Raw genomic sequence first — 14691 nt, 5'->3', positions numbered from 1 at the left:
CAGACGCCGCGGCGCGGCGTCTGGCTCACAATTTACGCGGCGATCTCCGGCGAGCTTTCTTCCTCAATATTGAGACGCCAGCCAGTTACCGCTTCCCAGTACTGCTGTTCTTTTTCCAGATCAAGCAGTACCAGCGCATTCTGGCTGAACCAGTCATGCGGAAAACATAACGTCCAGTGGCTGTCATCGGTCGTTAGTCGCAGCGTCGGCGGCGTAGTGGTCGCCTGCCGCTGGTTGTTCAGTAATACGCCCAGCCGAAGTAGCTGAATTAACGGCAGATACTGTTTTTTCTTAAACAGCGTAAAGCGGGGCATATCATCCAGTTTTATGGCTTTACGATGGTAACGCACCAGCGTCGCCATCATCATTTGCTGCTCCTGATTAAAGCCGGGCAAATCGCTGTGTTGCAGAATATAAGCCGAATGGCGATGTAAACCGCTGTGATTAATATTCAGTCCAACCTCATGCAGCATTGCCGCCCAGCGGAGCAACGCTTCAAGCTGCGGATGCGCCAGTTTTGGCTGCTGGGCCTGCCACTGCTCGTACATCTGCATGGTGGTTTCCAGCACGCGTCTGGCCTGTTCTCTGTCAATGTTGTATTGATTGGCCAGACTTTTTGCGGTACGGCTGCGAACATCCTGATGGCGGAAGCGGCCTTCCATTTCATACAGCACGCCTTCGCGCAACGCGCCGTCGGAAAGGCGAAGCTCGCGGATAGCCAGAGCATCAAAAACGCCGCACAGAATCGCCAGGCCCGGCACAAAGACCGCTTTTCGTTCTTCAGACAGACCCGGCAGGCTGAGCGCATTAAAGGAGCGGTGCTTCAACACTTCTGACTTCAGTTTATCGAGGCGCTCCGGCGTAATGAAGCCATCTTTCTCACCCAGCGCCAGGAGAACTTCATGAGCGGCCTTAATCGTACCGGAAGCGCCCATCGCCACGTTCCAACCCTGAATACGATACTGCCAGGTTAAGGTTTCCAGTTTTTGCGCTGCCGCCATTCGGGCGCGCTGGAAGTTTTCTTTATTGATAACGCCGCCGGGAAAGTAGAGCTGCGCGAAGCTCACGCAGCCCATACGACGGCTTTCAACCAGCCTGGGTTCGAAGTTTTCGCCAATGACCAGCTCTGTTGACCCGCCGCCGATATCGATCACCAGCTTGCGGCCTTTTTCCGGCTGCGTATGTTCTACGCCCATAAAAATCAGGCGCGCTTCTTCGTTACCGGAAATAATCTCTATCGGGTAGGGAATAACCTTTTCCGCGCGTTTGAGAAAATCAGCGGCATTTTGCGCCTGACGTAACGTATGGGTGCCTACGATACAGACGCTGGAAGGGGAGAAACCTTGTAAGCGTTCAGCAAACAGCGACAGACAGCTAAGCCCCCGTTCCATGGCTTCTTCGCTGAGTTTATTATCTGCGCCCAGCCCGTCCGCCAGATGGACGCGCTGTTTTAAACGCCCGATAATCTGCATTGCGCCGTCAACCACGCGGGCAATGACCATATGAAAGCTGTTTGAGCCGAGATCGACCGCAGCGAACTCCTGCGGACGAGGGGATTTATCGTAAATTGGCATAGCGTTAGTCTGGTTGCTCGAGTGATTTGATGTAGTCATAAATTGCCAGCTGCGCCTGGACTTTACGGCGATTGCCGCGCGGTACGTAGCGGTTGCTGAGTTCTTTATCGATAAAACGCGCTTTTACCGTGTCGCTAAACAGAATGTCAATGATATCCAGGACGCGCTGTTTAAGCCGCGGGTCGAGGATAGGCGTAGCGACTTCGATACGGTAGTCAATATTACGCGTCATCCAGTCAGCTGAAGAGAGCCAAACTTGCTTATCACCGCCGTTTTCGAAAATATAAACTCGATCGTGTTCCAGATAGCGATCCACGATGCTAATCGCGCGAATATTATCGCTAATGCCTTCCAGTTGCGGAATAAGAGAACACATACCGCGTACCAGCAGATTGACCTGGACGCCCGAACCCGACGCGGCGTATAGCCTGTCGACCAACCCTTTATCAACCAGGTTGTTAAGCTTTAAGGTAATCCCTGACGGTAAGCCTTGCTGGGCATTGGCGATTTCACGATCGATCATCTCATACAGCAGACGCCGTGAGTTTTGTGGAGAAACCATCAAATAATCGAAAGTGACCGGGCGATAGGGGTTTTCAATAAAATTAAAGACCCGACGCACTTCATTGGTAATGCGCGCATCGGCGGTCAGCAGCGAATAATCGGTATACAGCCGCGCTGTTTTTTCGTTGAAGTTACCGGTGCCGATATGCGCATAACGCACCACGTCATCGCCCTCTTTTCGTGAGATGAGGAAGAGTTTGGCGTGAATTTTTAGCCCGGGCGCAGAGAAAATAACATGGACGCCCGCTTCGGTTAACCGCTTGGCCCAGTGAATATTTGCCTCTTCATCGAAGCGCGCCTGCAACTCCACCACCACGGTGACTTTTTTGCCGTTATGGGCGGCATGGATCATCGAGTCAATAATGCGCGAGTCTTTCGCTACGCGATAAATATTGATTTTGATCGCCAGCACGCTTGGGTCAAACGACGCCTGACGCAGCAGTTCCAGCACATGTTCAAAGGTGTGATAAGGATAATAGAGCAGCACATCACGTTCACGAATCGCGTCGAAACCGTTACGAAACTTCTCTTTATCAAACCAAAGATGGCGTAACCGCGGTAACGGTTTATTGACCAGGTTGGCTTTACCGACATTCGGAAAATTAATAAAGTCTTTAAAATTGTGGTAGCGCCCGCCGGGTACGATTGAGTCATACCGGGAGATCGTTAGTTTTTCCCGCAGTACGTCGACCAGCGCGGCGGGCATATCGCGTTGATAGACAAAGCGCACAGGTTCAGCGGTCAGGCGCTGCTTCAGGCTGGAAGACATCAGCTCCATCAGACTGGATTCCATCTCATGCACCAGGTCATATTCGGCATCGCGGGTCATTTTCATCGAATAGGCATTAAGCGCGTCATAGTCGAAGAACCCTTTAAAAATGTCATCCAGGCAGTAGCGCAGAATATTATCCAGCAGGATCATCGGCTTGCGTCTGCGCGGTGTCTCCGGCGGCAGATTAACGAAGCGTGGGACTTTGTCGGACGGTATCTCCAGCAGCGCATAGTTGATGGTGTCGCCGCGGATAATCTCCACCGCCAGATAGGTGTAATCATCTTTTAAAAACTGAACAAGATCCGTCTCCCGGTTAATGAGAATCGGGGTAATATGCTGGCGCAAATAGTGCTTAAAATAGTGGCGCAACCAGCTTTGTTGGTTCACCGAGAGCTGACGCTCGTTGATCAGAAAGATTTGATTACGCGCCATTTCCAGCAGTAATTCGTTGTACAGGCCGTCGAACTCCTGGTCTGCTTTCAACACGCGAGACTGAATTTTGCCTAACAAATGGCGTGAATGAGAATTTGAACCCTGTTCTTCGCTGATAATAATGCGTCGTTTCAGTTCAGCGAAACGCACTTTGTAGAACTCGTCGAGGTTATTAGAATAGATTCCCAGAAACCGCATCCGCTCAATCAACGGGTTGGATTTGTCCGCCGCTTCCTGTAACACGCGTTCGTTAAATGCTAACCAGCTCAGTTCTTTCTCGATATATAGCTTTTCCTGACCCATTACTACCTATACTCCGTTTTATTCACGGGACACTGCCTGATGATTATGGCGAGCATTACGCGTTAATGTCCAACTGCGCCAGAAAAATATGACAATAAACTGATAGCATAAAGGAAGGGAAAAGAGTAGGCCGGATAGGCATTTATGCCGCCATCCGGCAAGCAGACGCAGTCCTGTCCGATGACGTATTATTCGTCAGACGCATAACCTTGCGGCGGCAGACGACGCCCGTCCAGCCAGGCGGCGTTATCGCGCATCTTTAGACGCCCCTGCGCAAACCAGCTAATCACCAGCGGATAAATCGCATGTTCCTGAGTCTGTACGCGTGCGGTGATATCATCTTCGCTGTCGTCGGCAAAAACCGGCACCTTCGCCTGGAGAATGACCGGGCCGCCGTCGAGTTCGTCTGTCACGAAATGTACCGAAGTACCGTGCTCCTCATCGCCGTTTTCCAGCGCCTGGCGATGGGTATGCAACCCCGGATATTTTGGCAGCAGGGAAGGGTGAATGTTCAGCAGACGCCCGTAGTAATGCGCGACAAACATCGGACTCAGAATACGCATAAAACCGGCCAGCACGACCACATCGGGCGCATACGCGTCTATCTTGCGAATCAACTCGCGATCGAAGGCGTCGCGGCTGTCAAACCGATCGGCAGTCAGCGCTTGCGCCGGAATACCGGCTTCTCTGGCGCGTTCAAGGCCGAACGCGTCGGCCTTATTGCTGAATACTGCCCTGAGGGTGCCTTTAATTTTCTTCGCTTCGCAGGCATCGATAATCGCCTGTAAATTGCTTCCATTGCCGGAAATCAGCACCACAATATTCATTATTCAATAACCACACGCTGTTCGGAATCAGAGGCTTTGATGATACCGATTTTCCATGCGTTTTCACCTTTCTCGTTTAGCAGAGCAAGCGCTTTGTCCGCCTCCGGAGCGGAGAGCGCAATCACCATGCCGACGCCGCAGTTAAAGGTACGGTACATTTCATGTCGGCTGACATTACCGGCGGTTTGCAGCCAGGTAAAGATGGCGGGCCACTGCCAGGACGACTCATTAATTACCGCCTGGGTATTCTCCGGCAGAACGCGCGGAATATTTTCCCAAAAGCCCCCGCCGGTGAGGTGGGCGATAGCGTGTACATCGACGTTTTCAATCAGTTCCAGAACCGATTTTACGTAGATACGGGTCGGTTCAAGCAGATGATCGGCCAGCGGCTTCCCTTCCAGCAGAGTGGTTTGTGGGTCGCAGCCGCTAACGTCAATAATTTTCCGCACCAGCGAATATCCATTCGAGTGCGGGCCGCTGGAGCCGAGTGCAATCAGCACGTCGCCTTCGGCAACCCGGGAGCCGTCGATGATTTCTGATTTTTCGACTACGCCGACGCAGAAACCCGCCACATCGTAATCTTCGCCGTGATACATGCTCGGCATTTCCGCCGTCTCGCCGCCGACCAGCGCGCAGCCGGATTGCAGGCAGCCTTCGGCAATACCGTTGATCACGCTGGCGGCGGTATCGACATCCAGTTTACCCGTGGCATAGTAATCGAGGAAAAACAGCGGTTCCGCGCCCTGAACGACCAGATCGTTTACGCACATTGCCACCAGATCAATACCGATAGCGTCGTGACGCTTTAAGTCCATCGCCAGGCGAAGTTTGGTACCTACGCCGTCAGTGCCGGAAACCAGTACCGGTTCACGATATTTTTGCGGCAACGCGCACAGCGCACCGAAACCGCCCAGACCGCCCATAACCTCCGGGCGGCGAGTTTTCTTCACTACGCCTTTGATTCGATCAACCAGAGCGTTACCCGCATCAATATCGACGCCGGCATCTTTATAGCTAAGAGAGGTCTTATCGGTCACTGCCTGGTTCCCCACGTTTTTTCTTGCGGTAAAAGTTAAATTCGGCGCAATTCTAACAGGGAAAGCAAACGTTTGCGAGCGTGGTCTGCGCCCTGGTTATCCGGGCGATTTTTTTTGCATGGTTTCGGTCGCTGCTTGAAAATTTCCCTGTTGGTAAAAAAGAAAAGGATATCCAGCACTTGGTTTACGACAGGCGGTCGGGACAGGTCATTCACCCTTAAAATTGCTAATATTCAAACGGTTGTTAGCCTTTATCGCCTGTTTCAACGTGAGTGATTTATACTCACTTTTCCGCTATCAGCGCTTTTGGTTGATCCAGGTCAAGCATACATTGTGTTGCGTCAGAGAGGAAAAGCGGTATAATCCGGCGATTTTTTTTGTGGTTGCCAGTCATCTGAGGATAGGAGAAGAGTATGAAGATCGTGGAAGTCAAACACCCACTCGTCAAACACAAGCTGGGTCTGATGCGTGAAAACGACATTAGCACTAAACGCTTTCGTGAACTCGCCTCAGAAGTAGGCAGCCTGCTGACGTATGAAGCGACAGCCGACCTGGAAACGGAAAAAGTCACCATCGAAGGCTGGAATGGCCCGGTGGAAATCGACCAGATCAAAGGTAAAAAAATTACCGTTGTGCCGATTCTGCGCGCGGGTCTGGGCATGATGGAAGGCGTTCTGGAAAATGTACCGAGCGCGCGTATCAGCGTAGTCGGGATGTACCGTAACGAAGAGACGCTTGAGCCAGTACCTTATTTCCAGAAACTGGTATCGAACATTGATGAGCGCATGGCGCTGATCGTCGACCCGATGCTGGCGACTGGCGGTTCTGTCATCGCGACCATCGACCTGCTGAAAAAAGCAGGCTGTAGCAGCATTAAGGTGCTGGTGCTGGTCGCCGCGCCGGAAGGCATTGCGGCGCTGGAAAAAGCGCACCCGGACGTTGAACTGTACACCGCCTCTATCGATCAGGGGCTTAACGAGCACGGATACATTATTCCGGGGCTTGGCGATGCCGGCGATAAGATTTTTGGTACCAAATAAGTGAATAAATAATTAAAAGCCGACTTTAAGAGTCGGCTTTTTTTTGAATAAAACCACTCATAACAAACACACTTAGAGGAAAACACTATGACGCGCCGTGCTATCGGGGTGAGTGAAAGACCGCCGCTTTTACAGACAATCCCGCTTAGTTTACAGCACCTTTTCGCTATGTTTGGCGCGACCGTGCTGGTGCCAGTTCTGTTTCATATCAATCCCGCGACGGTGCTGCTGTTTAACGGTATCGGAACGTTGCTGTATCTCTTTATCTGCAAAGGTAAAATTCCTGCCTACCTCGGATCGAGCTTTGCCTTTATTTCCCCGGTATTACTGTTGTTGCCGCTGGGTTATGAAGTGGCGCTGGGCGGTTTTATTATGTGCGGCGTGTTGTTCTGTCTGGTCTCTTTCATCGTTAAAAAAGCGGGCACCGGCTGGCTGGATGTGATGTTCCCGCCTGCGGCAATGGGCGCAATCGTTGCCGTCATCGGTCTGGAGCTGGCTGGCGTCGCGGCGGGGATGGCCGGATTACTGCCTGCGCAAGGGCAGTCGCCGGACACGAAAACAATTATTATCTCCATGGTCACGCTGGCGGTGACGGTGTTCGGCTCCGTACTGTTTCGCGGTTTCCTGGCGATCATTCCGATTTTGATCGGCGTGCTGGCGGGCTATGCGCTGTCATTCGCGCTGGGGGTGGTCGATACCACGCCGATTGCCCAGGCGCACTGGTTTGCGCTGCCGACCTTCTATACGCCGCGTTTTGAATGGTTCGCGATCCTGACGATTCTGCCCGCGGCGTTGGTCGTGATCGCCGAGCATGTCGGTCATCTGGTGGTGACGGCGAATATCGTCAAAAAAGATTTAGTGCGCGATCCCGGTTTGCACCGCTCGATGTTCGCTAACGGACTGTCGACGATCATTTCCGGTTTCTTCGGCTCCACGCCGAATACTACCTATGGGGAAAATATCGGCGTCATGGCGATCACCCGCGTTTACAGTACCTGGGTTATCGGCGGCGCGGCGATTTTCGCCATTCTGCTTTCCTGCGTTGGCAAACTGGCGGCGGCGATTCAGATTATCCCGTTACCCGTGATGGGCGGCGTCTCGCTGCTGTTGTACGGCGTTATCGGCGCGTCGGGGATTCGCGTATTGATCGAATCGAAAGTCGACTACAATAAAGCGCAAAACCTGATCCTCACCTCGGTGATTTTGATCATCGGCGTGAGCGGCGCGAAAGTGCATATCGGCGCGGCAGAATTGAAAGGGATGGCGCTGGCGACCATCGTCGGGATTTGCCTGAGCCTGATTTTTAAACTGATTAGCCTGTTGCGTCCGGAAGAAGTGGTACTGGAGGCAAATGATGCGGAGCCCCCGCATCAGTAACGGGTTGCCGGGCAGCGATGCTGCCCGGTTCTATCTCACGGGAATTATGTGGTAAACTCAGCGCGATTTTATGTCATCCTGGGTTGAGGTATCTCTGAACACACCGGCACAGCTCTCTTTGCCACTTTATCTTCCTGACGACGAAACTTTCGCAAGTTTCTGGCCGGGGGATAACGCCTCTCTACTGGCCGCGTTACAAAACGTGTTGCGCCAGGAACATAGTGGATATATCTACCTTTGGGCGCGTGAAGGCGCGGGCCGCAGCCATTTACTGCACGCCGCCTGCGCTGAATTGTCGCAGCGTGGAGATGCGGTAGGCTATGTCCCGCTCGATAAACGCACCTGGTTTGTGCCGGAAGTGCTCGACGGTATGGAACACCTCTCGCTGGTGTGTATTGATAACATTGAGTGTGTCGCTGGCGATGAACTGTGGGAGATGGCGATCTTTGATCTCTATAACCGCATTCTGGAGTCCGGTAAGACGCGGTTATTGATCACCGGCGATCGTCCGCCAAGACAGTTAAATCTGGGCTTGCCCGATCTCGCTTCCCGTCTGGACTGGGGGCAAATCTATAAACTCCAGCCTCTTTCCGATGAAGACAAACTTCAGGCGCTACAGTTGCGCGCCCGGTTACGGGGGTTTGAACTGCCGGAAGATGTCGGGCGGTTTTTGCTCAAACGTCTTGATCGCGAAATGCGTACGCTGTTTATGACGCTGGATCAGCTCGATCATGCGTCGATCACTGCCCAGCGAAAACTGACGATCCCGTTTGTCAAAGAGATCCTGAAACTGTAATACGCCGCGACGGCGGCGTTCAACGGTTAACCGAGGATGTCCAGCACCTGCTCAGGCGGTCGGCCAATGCGCGCCTGACCATTTGCCACCACAATGGGGCGCTCCATCAGTTTAGGGTGTTCAACCAGCGCCTGGATTAACGCCTCTTCACTCAGCTGGCTGTCCGCCAGGTGAAGCGTCTTATAGAGATCTTCTTTCTGGCGCATCAGTTCGCGCGCGCTGGACATGCCCAACATACGCAGCAGTTCACGCACGGTGGCGGCATCGGCGGGCGTATCCAGATAAAGCACCACTTCCGGTTCCACGCCGTTAGATTTCAGCAGGTTCAGCGTGTCGCGGCTCTTCGAGCAGCGCGGGTTATGGTAGATTTTAATCGTGTCGGTCATGAGTTCTCCTTGTGACGCCATCCGGCTAATAAACGGCGATTACATTTTCGTGTATGGCTTGAAGCGTTCCTGTAACTGGCGCAACTGGTCGATACGCGCATCGTAACGCGCCTGTTGCTGGCTACCCAGTTTTGCCTGGGCGCTGGCGCTACTGAGCAGTGAAATTGCCTGATCCAGTCGTCCCGCCAGCGCATAACTTTCAGCGCGCGCCGCTAGCTCCTGATCGCGGTTGTTCAGCGCGGCTTCGGCCTGAGCAAGCAGATCCCAGCCGTTACCGTCATCTTTATGGCTAAAGGTGTAGCGATTCAGAATGGTTTCCGCCGCTTTCGGCTGGCCTCCCTGGAGGTACGCATTGGCGAGGTTTAACTGCAGCACAGGATTAACGCGCAGATCGCGGGCATTTTTCAGGCGATTAATCGCGTTGTTGGCTCTTTTCTGCCCCAGGTCAATATCGGTGGCGAGGTCAAGATACCAGGCATTATTCGGTTCCGCGCTTAATAGCGGCTGCAACGTTTTGCGCGCTTCATCGTACTTGCTCGCTTCCATCGCCTGCAACGCCCGGCCATATTGCGCCGCATGTTGCTGACGCACGTTGCCTTTAGACCACTGATCCAGCAGGTCGCTGGTGAGCTGGTTACGTCCGGAATTGTACATTCCCAGGGCGCGCGCTTTGGCGAAATAAAAGTCGGCGGAAGATTGCACCACGACCGGGCGCATCTGGTTGGCACGGTTGCGGGCATCCGCAAGGCGGCTTTCCGGTAAGGGGTGAGTGAGCAAAATTTCAGGCGGACGCGTGGAGTAACGCGCCTGGTCGAGCAGTTTTTCGAGGAAAGAGGGCATCGCCTGTGGGTCAAATCCGGCGCGTTGCAGTACCTGAATACCAATACGGTCGGCTTCTTGCTCATTTTGCTGGGTGAAACTTATCATTCCCTGGCGCGTTCCCGCCAGAGTACCGGTTAGCGCCGCCATACCGGCCTGTGGGCTGGCCATGGCCAGCAAAATGGAACCCAGCGCGCCCACCCAGGTAAGCGGCGCGCTGCGCTTTTGATCTTCCATCGCGCGCGCCAGGTGGCGCTGCGTCACGTGGGAGATTTCATGCGCCATGACTGAAGCTAGCTGGCTTTCGTTATCCGCGTAGCGAAAAAGCGCCGAGTGCAGCACCACATTGCCGCCAAAGAACGCGAACGCGTTGATTTCGTCATTATTGATCAAGAAAAAATGGAAGGGCGTTTTGACGGAGTCGGCGTGCGAGACCAGACGCATCCCCAGCGCGTTAATGTATTGCACCAGCAGCGGATCGTTGATTAACGGCGCGCTACCGCGTAGCTGGCGTACATAAAAGTCGCCCATTTGCATCTCTTGTCCGATAGAAAGCGTGCTTCCTGCCGAGGTTCCCATATCGGGCAGCGTGTCGGCAGGGTCGGCAAATGCGGGCGCGACCTGACCGAGAGCCAATGCTGCAATGAGGGTTGCCACCAGGTTTTTTTTCAACTGCCTGAACATAACCTCTATCCTGTTGTTTTGAGATAGCCCTTTGACCAACGTCGTGAAATATCGTTCCACGCTCCGACACTTCATAAGTGTAACTGTGATGAGCACAGACTCACTATTTTAGTTTCCTGAATCAACGATAAAAAGCGAAGTCTTTTTTGTGACATTTCGATACAATTCGGCATCACAATCCCGCAGTTGAGTTCTGGGAAGGGTTTTATGCTCGAAATGTTAATACAATGGTATCGCCGTCGCTTCAGCGACCCGGAGGCGATTGCCTTGCTGGTCATTCTGGTGGCTGGTTTTAGCATCCTCTTTTTCTTTAGCGGCCTGTTAGCGCCGCTGCTGGTCGCTATCGTACTGGCCTACCTGCTGGAGTGGCCGACGGCGCGCCTGCAGGCGATTGGCTGTTCCCGGCGCTGGGCAGCCTCCATTGTCCTTATCCTCTTTGTCGGTATTTTGTTATTAATGGCGTTTGTGGTGATGCCGATTGCCTGGCAGCAAGGTATTTACCTGATTCGTGATATGCCCGGTATGCTGAATAAACTGTCCGATTTCGCCGCGACCTTGCCGCGACGCTATCCGGCGCTGATGGATGCGGGCATTATTGATGCGATGGCGGAAAACATGCGTACCCGGATGCTTAACATGGGCGATTCGGTGGTGAAGTATTCGCTGGCTTCGTTAGTCGGGCTACTGACGCTGGCGGTATATCTGGTGCTGGTGCCGCTGATGGTCTTTTTCCTGGTAAAAGATAAAGAGCAGATGCTGAATGCCGTGCGCCGCGTGCTGCCGCGTAATCACGGGCTGGCGGGGCAGGTGTGGAATGAGATGAATCAGCAGATCACCAACTATATCCGCGGAAAAGTGCTGGAGATGGTAGTGGTGGGCGTGGCGACCTGGCTGGGCTTTTTGTTGTTTGGCCTCAACTATTCGCTACTGCTGGCGGTACTGGTGGGCTTTTCGGTCCTGATCCCCTATATCGGCGCCTTTGTGGTGACAATTCCGATGGTGGGCGTCGCGCTGTTTCAGTTTGGTCTGGGGACGGAATTCTGGAGCTGTTTTGCCGTTTATCTGATTATTCAGGCGCTGGATGGCAATTTGCTGGTACCGGTACTTTTCTCCGAAGCGGTGAATTTGCATCCGCTGGTGATTATTCTGTCAGTGGTGATTTTCGGCGGTCTGTGGGGATTCTGGGGGGTGTTTTTCGCCATTCCATTGGCGACGCTGATTAAAGCCGTTGTCCATGCCTGGCCGGATGGTCAGGTGACGGATGCCTCATCCTGAGCGGTCAGTACAAAAGTTGTAAAGCGTGAACGACATCATAGTGCCCTGCCGCCATTTTGCGCACGCCTGATGAGGGACAAGCGCTTAGAAAGCCGCTCTTTTTTTTAATGCCGCACCGTGTTGCGGCATTTTTATTGTCGGAATCTACAAAATTCTCGCTGTAAAGCCGCCAAAATTTGGTGACTTAGCCTAAGCATTCTTCTGAGAAATTCGTTAATAAGTGACATCATTGATGCGAGATTGTTTTTTTAATGTGAAGCGATAACGAAACAGGGAATGAGTGTGTTGAGAAAACATTACTTGAAAGGGTATACCGCGCGGCAAATTGTACAGCGAGCCATGAAAATTATTCCTTACTCGGTAAACGTCATGGATGAGCATGGCGTCATTATCGCGTCTGGCGAACCTTCGCGGCTTCGCCAGCGTCACGAAGGGGCCATTCTGGCGCTGAAGGAAAACCGTATTGTAGAAATTGATTCCGCTACCGCCAATCAGCTTAAAGGCGTGCGATCCGGCATTAATCTTCCCATCTCTTTTCATGAACAGCTTATCGGCGTGGTCGGCATTACCGGCGAGCCGGAGGAGGTTCGCGCGTATGCCGAGCTGGTTAAAATGGCGGCGGAGCTGGTGATCGAGCATATGGTGCTGATCGAACAGCGACAATGGGATAAACGCTATCGCGAAGAGCTGATCAACCAATTGATTTTGCGAGAAAATTCAACAGAGTCGTTGCGCTCCATGGCGGTCTATCTGGGTATTGATCTGGCGGTTCCCAGAGTGGTGCTGATTATTGAACTTTCCCAGCCGGATCGCGAAGCGCTGCGCAATGTAATGGATTATTTCGAGAATCACGCGCGTAACCATTTGGTGACGTTTACCGAATTTAATGAATTAATCATTATTAAGCCTATCACGTTAAAAGAGGGAAAGTGGAATACCCGCCAGGAAATGGGCGAATTGCAGATTTTTAAATCATGGGCTGCATCATCGGGCTTTAGCCGTATTTTGGTTGGGGGCTATTTTGCCGGCGAGACGGGATTGCACCGATCTTTGCTCACAGCGAGAGCCACGCAGGCGATGGCGAAAAGACAAAAGCTGCGCAGCCAGTACATTTTTTTATCATGACCACGCGCTTCCCGCGCTGCTAAGCGGGCTGTCTGAAAGTTGGCAAGTGCAGGAGTTATCGCGTCTGTGGCTGCAACTGGCGCAACATGACGCGAAAGGCGTATTGCAACAGACGCTGCGGACTTGGTTTGAACATAATTGTGACCTGACGCAAACGGCCAAAGCATTGCATATTCATGTGAATACATTGCGCTATCGCTTACAGCGCTGTGAGGATATTACGCACATAAAAATCAACGAGTTAAAAAGTACGCTTTGGCTTTATATCGGTATGGAGCTCCAGGCCGAATCTGTACCGTCCGACAAGTTACCGCTGCCAGGTCGAATCGAAATTTGTTGAAAGCTCCAGCGGATTTTTAGGCGGGTTTTTCCATACTGCGCGCTCCATGTTAAAGGAGGCGCAGTATATGACGTCGATATCCACCCTGGGAGCCATTGCCGCATTGGTTGTGGCCATCGTATTAATTTTAAGAAAAGTGTCGCCAGCCTACGGCATGATGGCGGGCGCGTTGGTCGGCGGTTTGATTGGCGGCGCCGATCTTCTGCAAACCGTGTCGCTGATGGTGTCAGGCGCGCAGGGCATCGTTAATGCCGTATTGCGTATTCTGGCCGCAGGCGTACTGGCGGGCGTATTAATTGAGTCCGGGGCGGCGAATACGATTGCTGAGACGATTGTCCGCAAAGTGGGGGAAACCCGGGCATTATTGGCATTAGCCATTGCCACACTATGTTTGACCGCCGTCGGCGTATTTATTGATGTGGCGGTGATTACCGTCGCGCCGATTGCGCTGTCGATTGCGCGTAATGCAGGCCTGTCAAAAAGCGCTATTCTGCTGGCGATGGTTGGCGGCGGCAAAGCGGGTAACGTGATGTCACCCAACCCGAACGCTATTGCCGCCTCTGATGTGTTTCATGTTCCTCTTACCTCTATTATGCTGGCGGGCGTGGTTCCGGGCATCGTTGGGCTTATTATCGCCTATCTGTTAGCGAAACGGCTGAATAATAAAGGCGCGGGCGTCGCCGATCATGAAGTGACTCACCATGATGACTCCGTCGCCAGACCCGGTTTTCTGGTGGCGATTAGCGCGCCGCTGGTCGCTATTTTCCTGCTTTCTCTCCGTCCGTTTGCCGGCATTTCCATTGACCCGTTAATTGCCCTGCCCGTAGGGGGATTGGTCGGTCTGCTGTTGATGGGACGCGCGCGCCACTGTAACCAGTACATGGTCGCCGGTCTGATGCGTATGGCGCCTGTCGCTATTATGTTGCTGGGAACCGGTACGCTGGCCGGCATTATCGCTAATTCTGAACTTAAAGATGTCCTGATTCATGGCCTCACCGCTTCGGGATTGCCGTCCTGGCTGCTGGCGCCCGTGTCTGGCGCCATGATGTCAATGGCGACGGCCTCAACCACAGCGGGAATGGCGGTGGCGTCCGGCGTTTTCTCTCCCACGTTACTTGAACTTGGCGTTTCCGCCCTGGCGGGAGCCGCTATGATCCATGCGGGTGCCACGGTGCTGGACCATCTGCCGCACGGCAGCTTTTTCCACGCGACGGGCGGCAGCGTCAATATGCAAATTCATGAACGTTTAAAGCTAATGCCGTATGAAACGCTGGTGGGGTTAGCCATTACCTTTATTTCTACTCTGATGTTCGGTTTCTTTGGTTTTGCAGGATAATCCC

General features: G+C 53.1%; 11 protein-coding genes and 1 pseudogene. 6 read left to right on the top strand and 6 right to left on the bottom strand.

Annotated features, from left to right (window positions below):
- Positions 1-32: 32 nt before the first annotated feature.
- The 4 genes from ppx to purM form a co-directional block, all read right to left on the bottom strand.
- On the bottom strand, positions 33-1574 hold the full coding sequence (gene ppx / locus ACFK9X_RS17225; protein ID WP_001123330.1) for an exopolyphosphatase: 1542 nt from the start codon (positions 1572-1574) through the stop codon (positions 33-35).
- A gap of 4 nt (positions 1575-1578) precedes the next feature.
- Complete coding sequence (gene ppk1, locus ACFK9X_RS17220; protein ID WP_000529555.1) at positions 1579-3645, bottom strand: polyphosphate kinase 1; 2067 nt, start codon at positions 3643-3645, stop codon at positions 1579-1581.
- Positions 3646-3833: 188 nt separating this feature from the next.
- Entirely contained in the window at positions 3834-4472 is a 639-nt protein-coding gene (gene purN, locus ACFK9X_RS17215; protein ID WP_001028589.1) for a phosphoribosylglycinamide formyltransferase, read from the bottom strand.
- Positions 4472-5509, bottom strand: coding sequence for a phosphoribosylformylglycinamidine cyclo-ligase (purM, locus tag ACFK9X_RS17210; RefSeq protein WP_151117128.1), 1038 nt, complete (start codon positions 5507-5509; stop codon positions 4472-4474). The genes purN and purM overlap by 1 nt, the downstream gene beginning before the upstream one ends.
- Positions 5510-5922: 413 nt before the next feature.
- On the opposite strand from purM, the gene upp reads away from it, so the two are divergent.
- The 3 genes from upp (at position 5923) to ACFK9X_RS17195 (ending at position 8722) form a co-directional block, all read left to right on the top strand.
- On the top strand, positions 5923-6549 hold the full coding sequence (gene upp / locus ACFK9X_RS17205; protein ID WP_000706208.1) for a uracil phosphoribosyltransferase: 627 nt from the start codon (positions 5923-5925) through the stop codon (positions 6547-6549).
- A gap of 87 nt (positions 6550-6636) precedes the next feature.
- Entirely contained in the window at positions 6637-7926 is a 1290-nt protein-coding gene (uraA, locus tag ACFK9X_RS17200; RefSeq protein ID WP_000198335.1) for a uracil permease, read from the top strand.
- 94 nt (positions 7927-8020) lie between these two features.
- On the top strand, positions 8021-8722 hold the full coding sequence (locus ACFK9X_RS17195; protein ID WP_061835882.1) for a DnaA inactivator Hda: 702 nt from the start codon (positions 8021-8023) through the stop codon (positions 8720-8722).
- Positions 8723-8748: 26 nt separating this feature from the next.
- Here ACFK9X_RS17195 and arsC read toward each other — a convergent pair whose 3' ends face one another.
- Positions 8749-9108 carry an arsenate reductase (glutaredoxin) gene (gene arsC / locus ACFK9X_RS17190; RefSeq protein ID WP_000132650.1) on the bottom strand — a complete coding sequence of 120 codons (360 nt, stop codon included), beginning with the start codon at positions 9106-9108 and terminating at the stop codon, positions 8749-8751.
- 39 nt (positions 9109-9147) lie between these two features.
- The gene (bepA, locus tag ACFK9X_RS17185) at positions 9148-10611 is read right to left on the bottom strand and encodes a beta-barrel assembly-enhancing protease (RefSeq protein WP_151117126.1); all 1464 of its coding nucleotides are present in this window, start codon (positions 10609-10611) and stop codon (positions 9148-9150) included.
- 207 nt (positions 10612-10818) lie between these two features.
- Here bepA and ACFK9X_RS17180 point away from each other — a divergent pair, with 207 nt between their 5' ends.
- The 3 genes and pseudogenes from ACFK9X_RS17180 to ACFK9X_RS17170 all read left to right on the top strand — a co-directional run bounded on the left by ACFK9X_RS17180 (position 10819) and on the right by ACFK9X_RS17170 (position 14687).
- The gene (locus ACFK9X_RS17180; protein ID WP_151117124.1) at positions 10819-11886 is read left to right on the top strand and encodes an AI-2E family transporter; all 1068 of its coding nucleotides are present in this window, start codon (positions 10819-10821) and stop codon (positions 11884-11886) included.
- Positions 11887-12162: 276 nt separating this feature from the next.
- Positions 12163-13351, top strand: a pseudogene (locus ACFK9X_RS17175) (sugar diacid recognition domain-containing protein).
- Between the two features lie 67 nt (positions 13352-13418).
- Positions 13419-14687 carry a GntP family permease gene (locus ACFK9X_RS17170; RefSeq protein ID WP_151117122.1) on the top strand — a complete coding sequence of 423 codons (1269 nt, stop codon included), beginning with the start codon at positions 13419-13421 and terminating at the stop codon, positions 14685-14687.
- The last annotated feature ends 4 nt before the right edge of the window (positions 14688-14691 follow it).

This window comes from Salmonella sp. WC3, from assembly GCF_042932255.1.
Lineage (GTDB): Bacteria > Pseudomonadota > Gammaproteobacteria > Enterobacterales > Enterobacteriaceae > Salmonella > Salmonella enterica.
The sequence above is the reverse complement of the archived record's forward strand: the minus strand, read 5'-3'. Positions and strand labels throughout refer to the sequence as shown.

What these genes read in the sequence shown, in the direction of transcription:
- ppx (WP_001123330.1), bottom strand. Translation starts at nt 1,574, where the DNA reads ATGCCAATTTACGATAAATCCCCTCGTCCGCAGGAGTTCGCTGCGGTC.
- ppk1 (WP_000529555.1), bottom strand. Translation starts at nt 3,645, where the DNA reads ATGGGTCAGGAAAAGCTATATATCGAGAAAGAACTGAGCTGGTTAGCA.
- purN (WP_001028589.1), bottom strand. Translation starts at nt 4,472, where the DNA reads ATGAATATTGTGGTGCTGATTTCCGGCAATGGAAGCAATTTACAGGCG.
- upp (WP_000706208.1), top strand. Translation starts at nt 5,923, where the DNA reads ATGAAGATCGTGGAAGTCAAACACCCACTCGTCAAACACAAGCTGGGT.
- uraA (WP_000198335.1), top strand. Translation starts at nt 6,637, where the DNA reads ATGACGCGCCGTGCTATCGGGGTGAGTGAAAGACCGCCGCTTTTACAG.
- arsC (WP_000132650.1), bottom strand. Translation starts at nt 9,108, where the DNA reads ATGACCGACACGATTAAAATCTACCATAACCCGCGCTGCTCGAAGAGC.
- bepA (WP_151117126.1), bottom strand. Translation starts at nt 10,611, where the DNA reads ATGTTCAGGCAGTTGAAAAAAAACCTGGTGGCAACCCTCATTGCAGCA.
- ACFK9X_RS17180 (WP_151117124.1), top strand. Translation starts at nt 10,819, where the DNA reads ATGCTCGAAATGTTAATACAATGGTATCGCCGTCGCTTCAGCGACCCG.
- ACFK9X_RS17170 (WP_151117122.1), top strand. Translation starts at nt 13,419, where the DNA reads ATGACGTCGATATCCACCCTGGGAGCCATTGCCGCATTGGTTGTGGCC.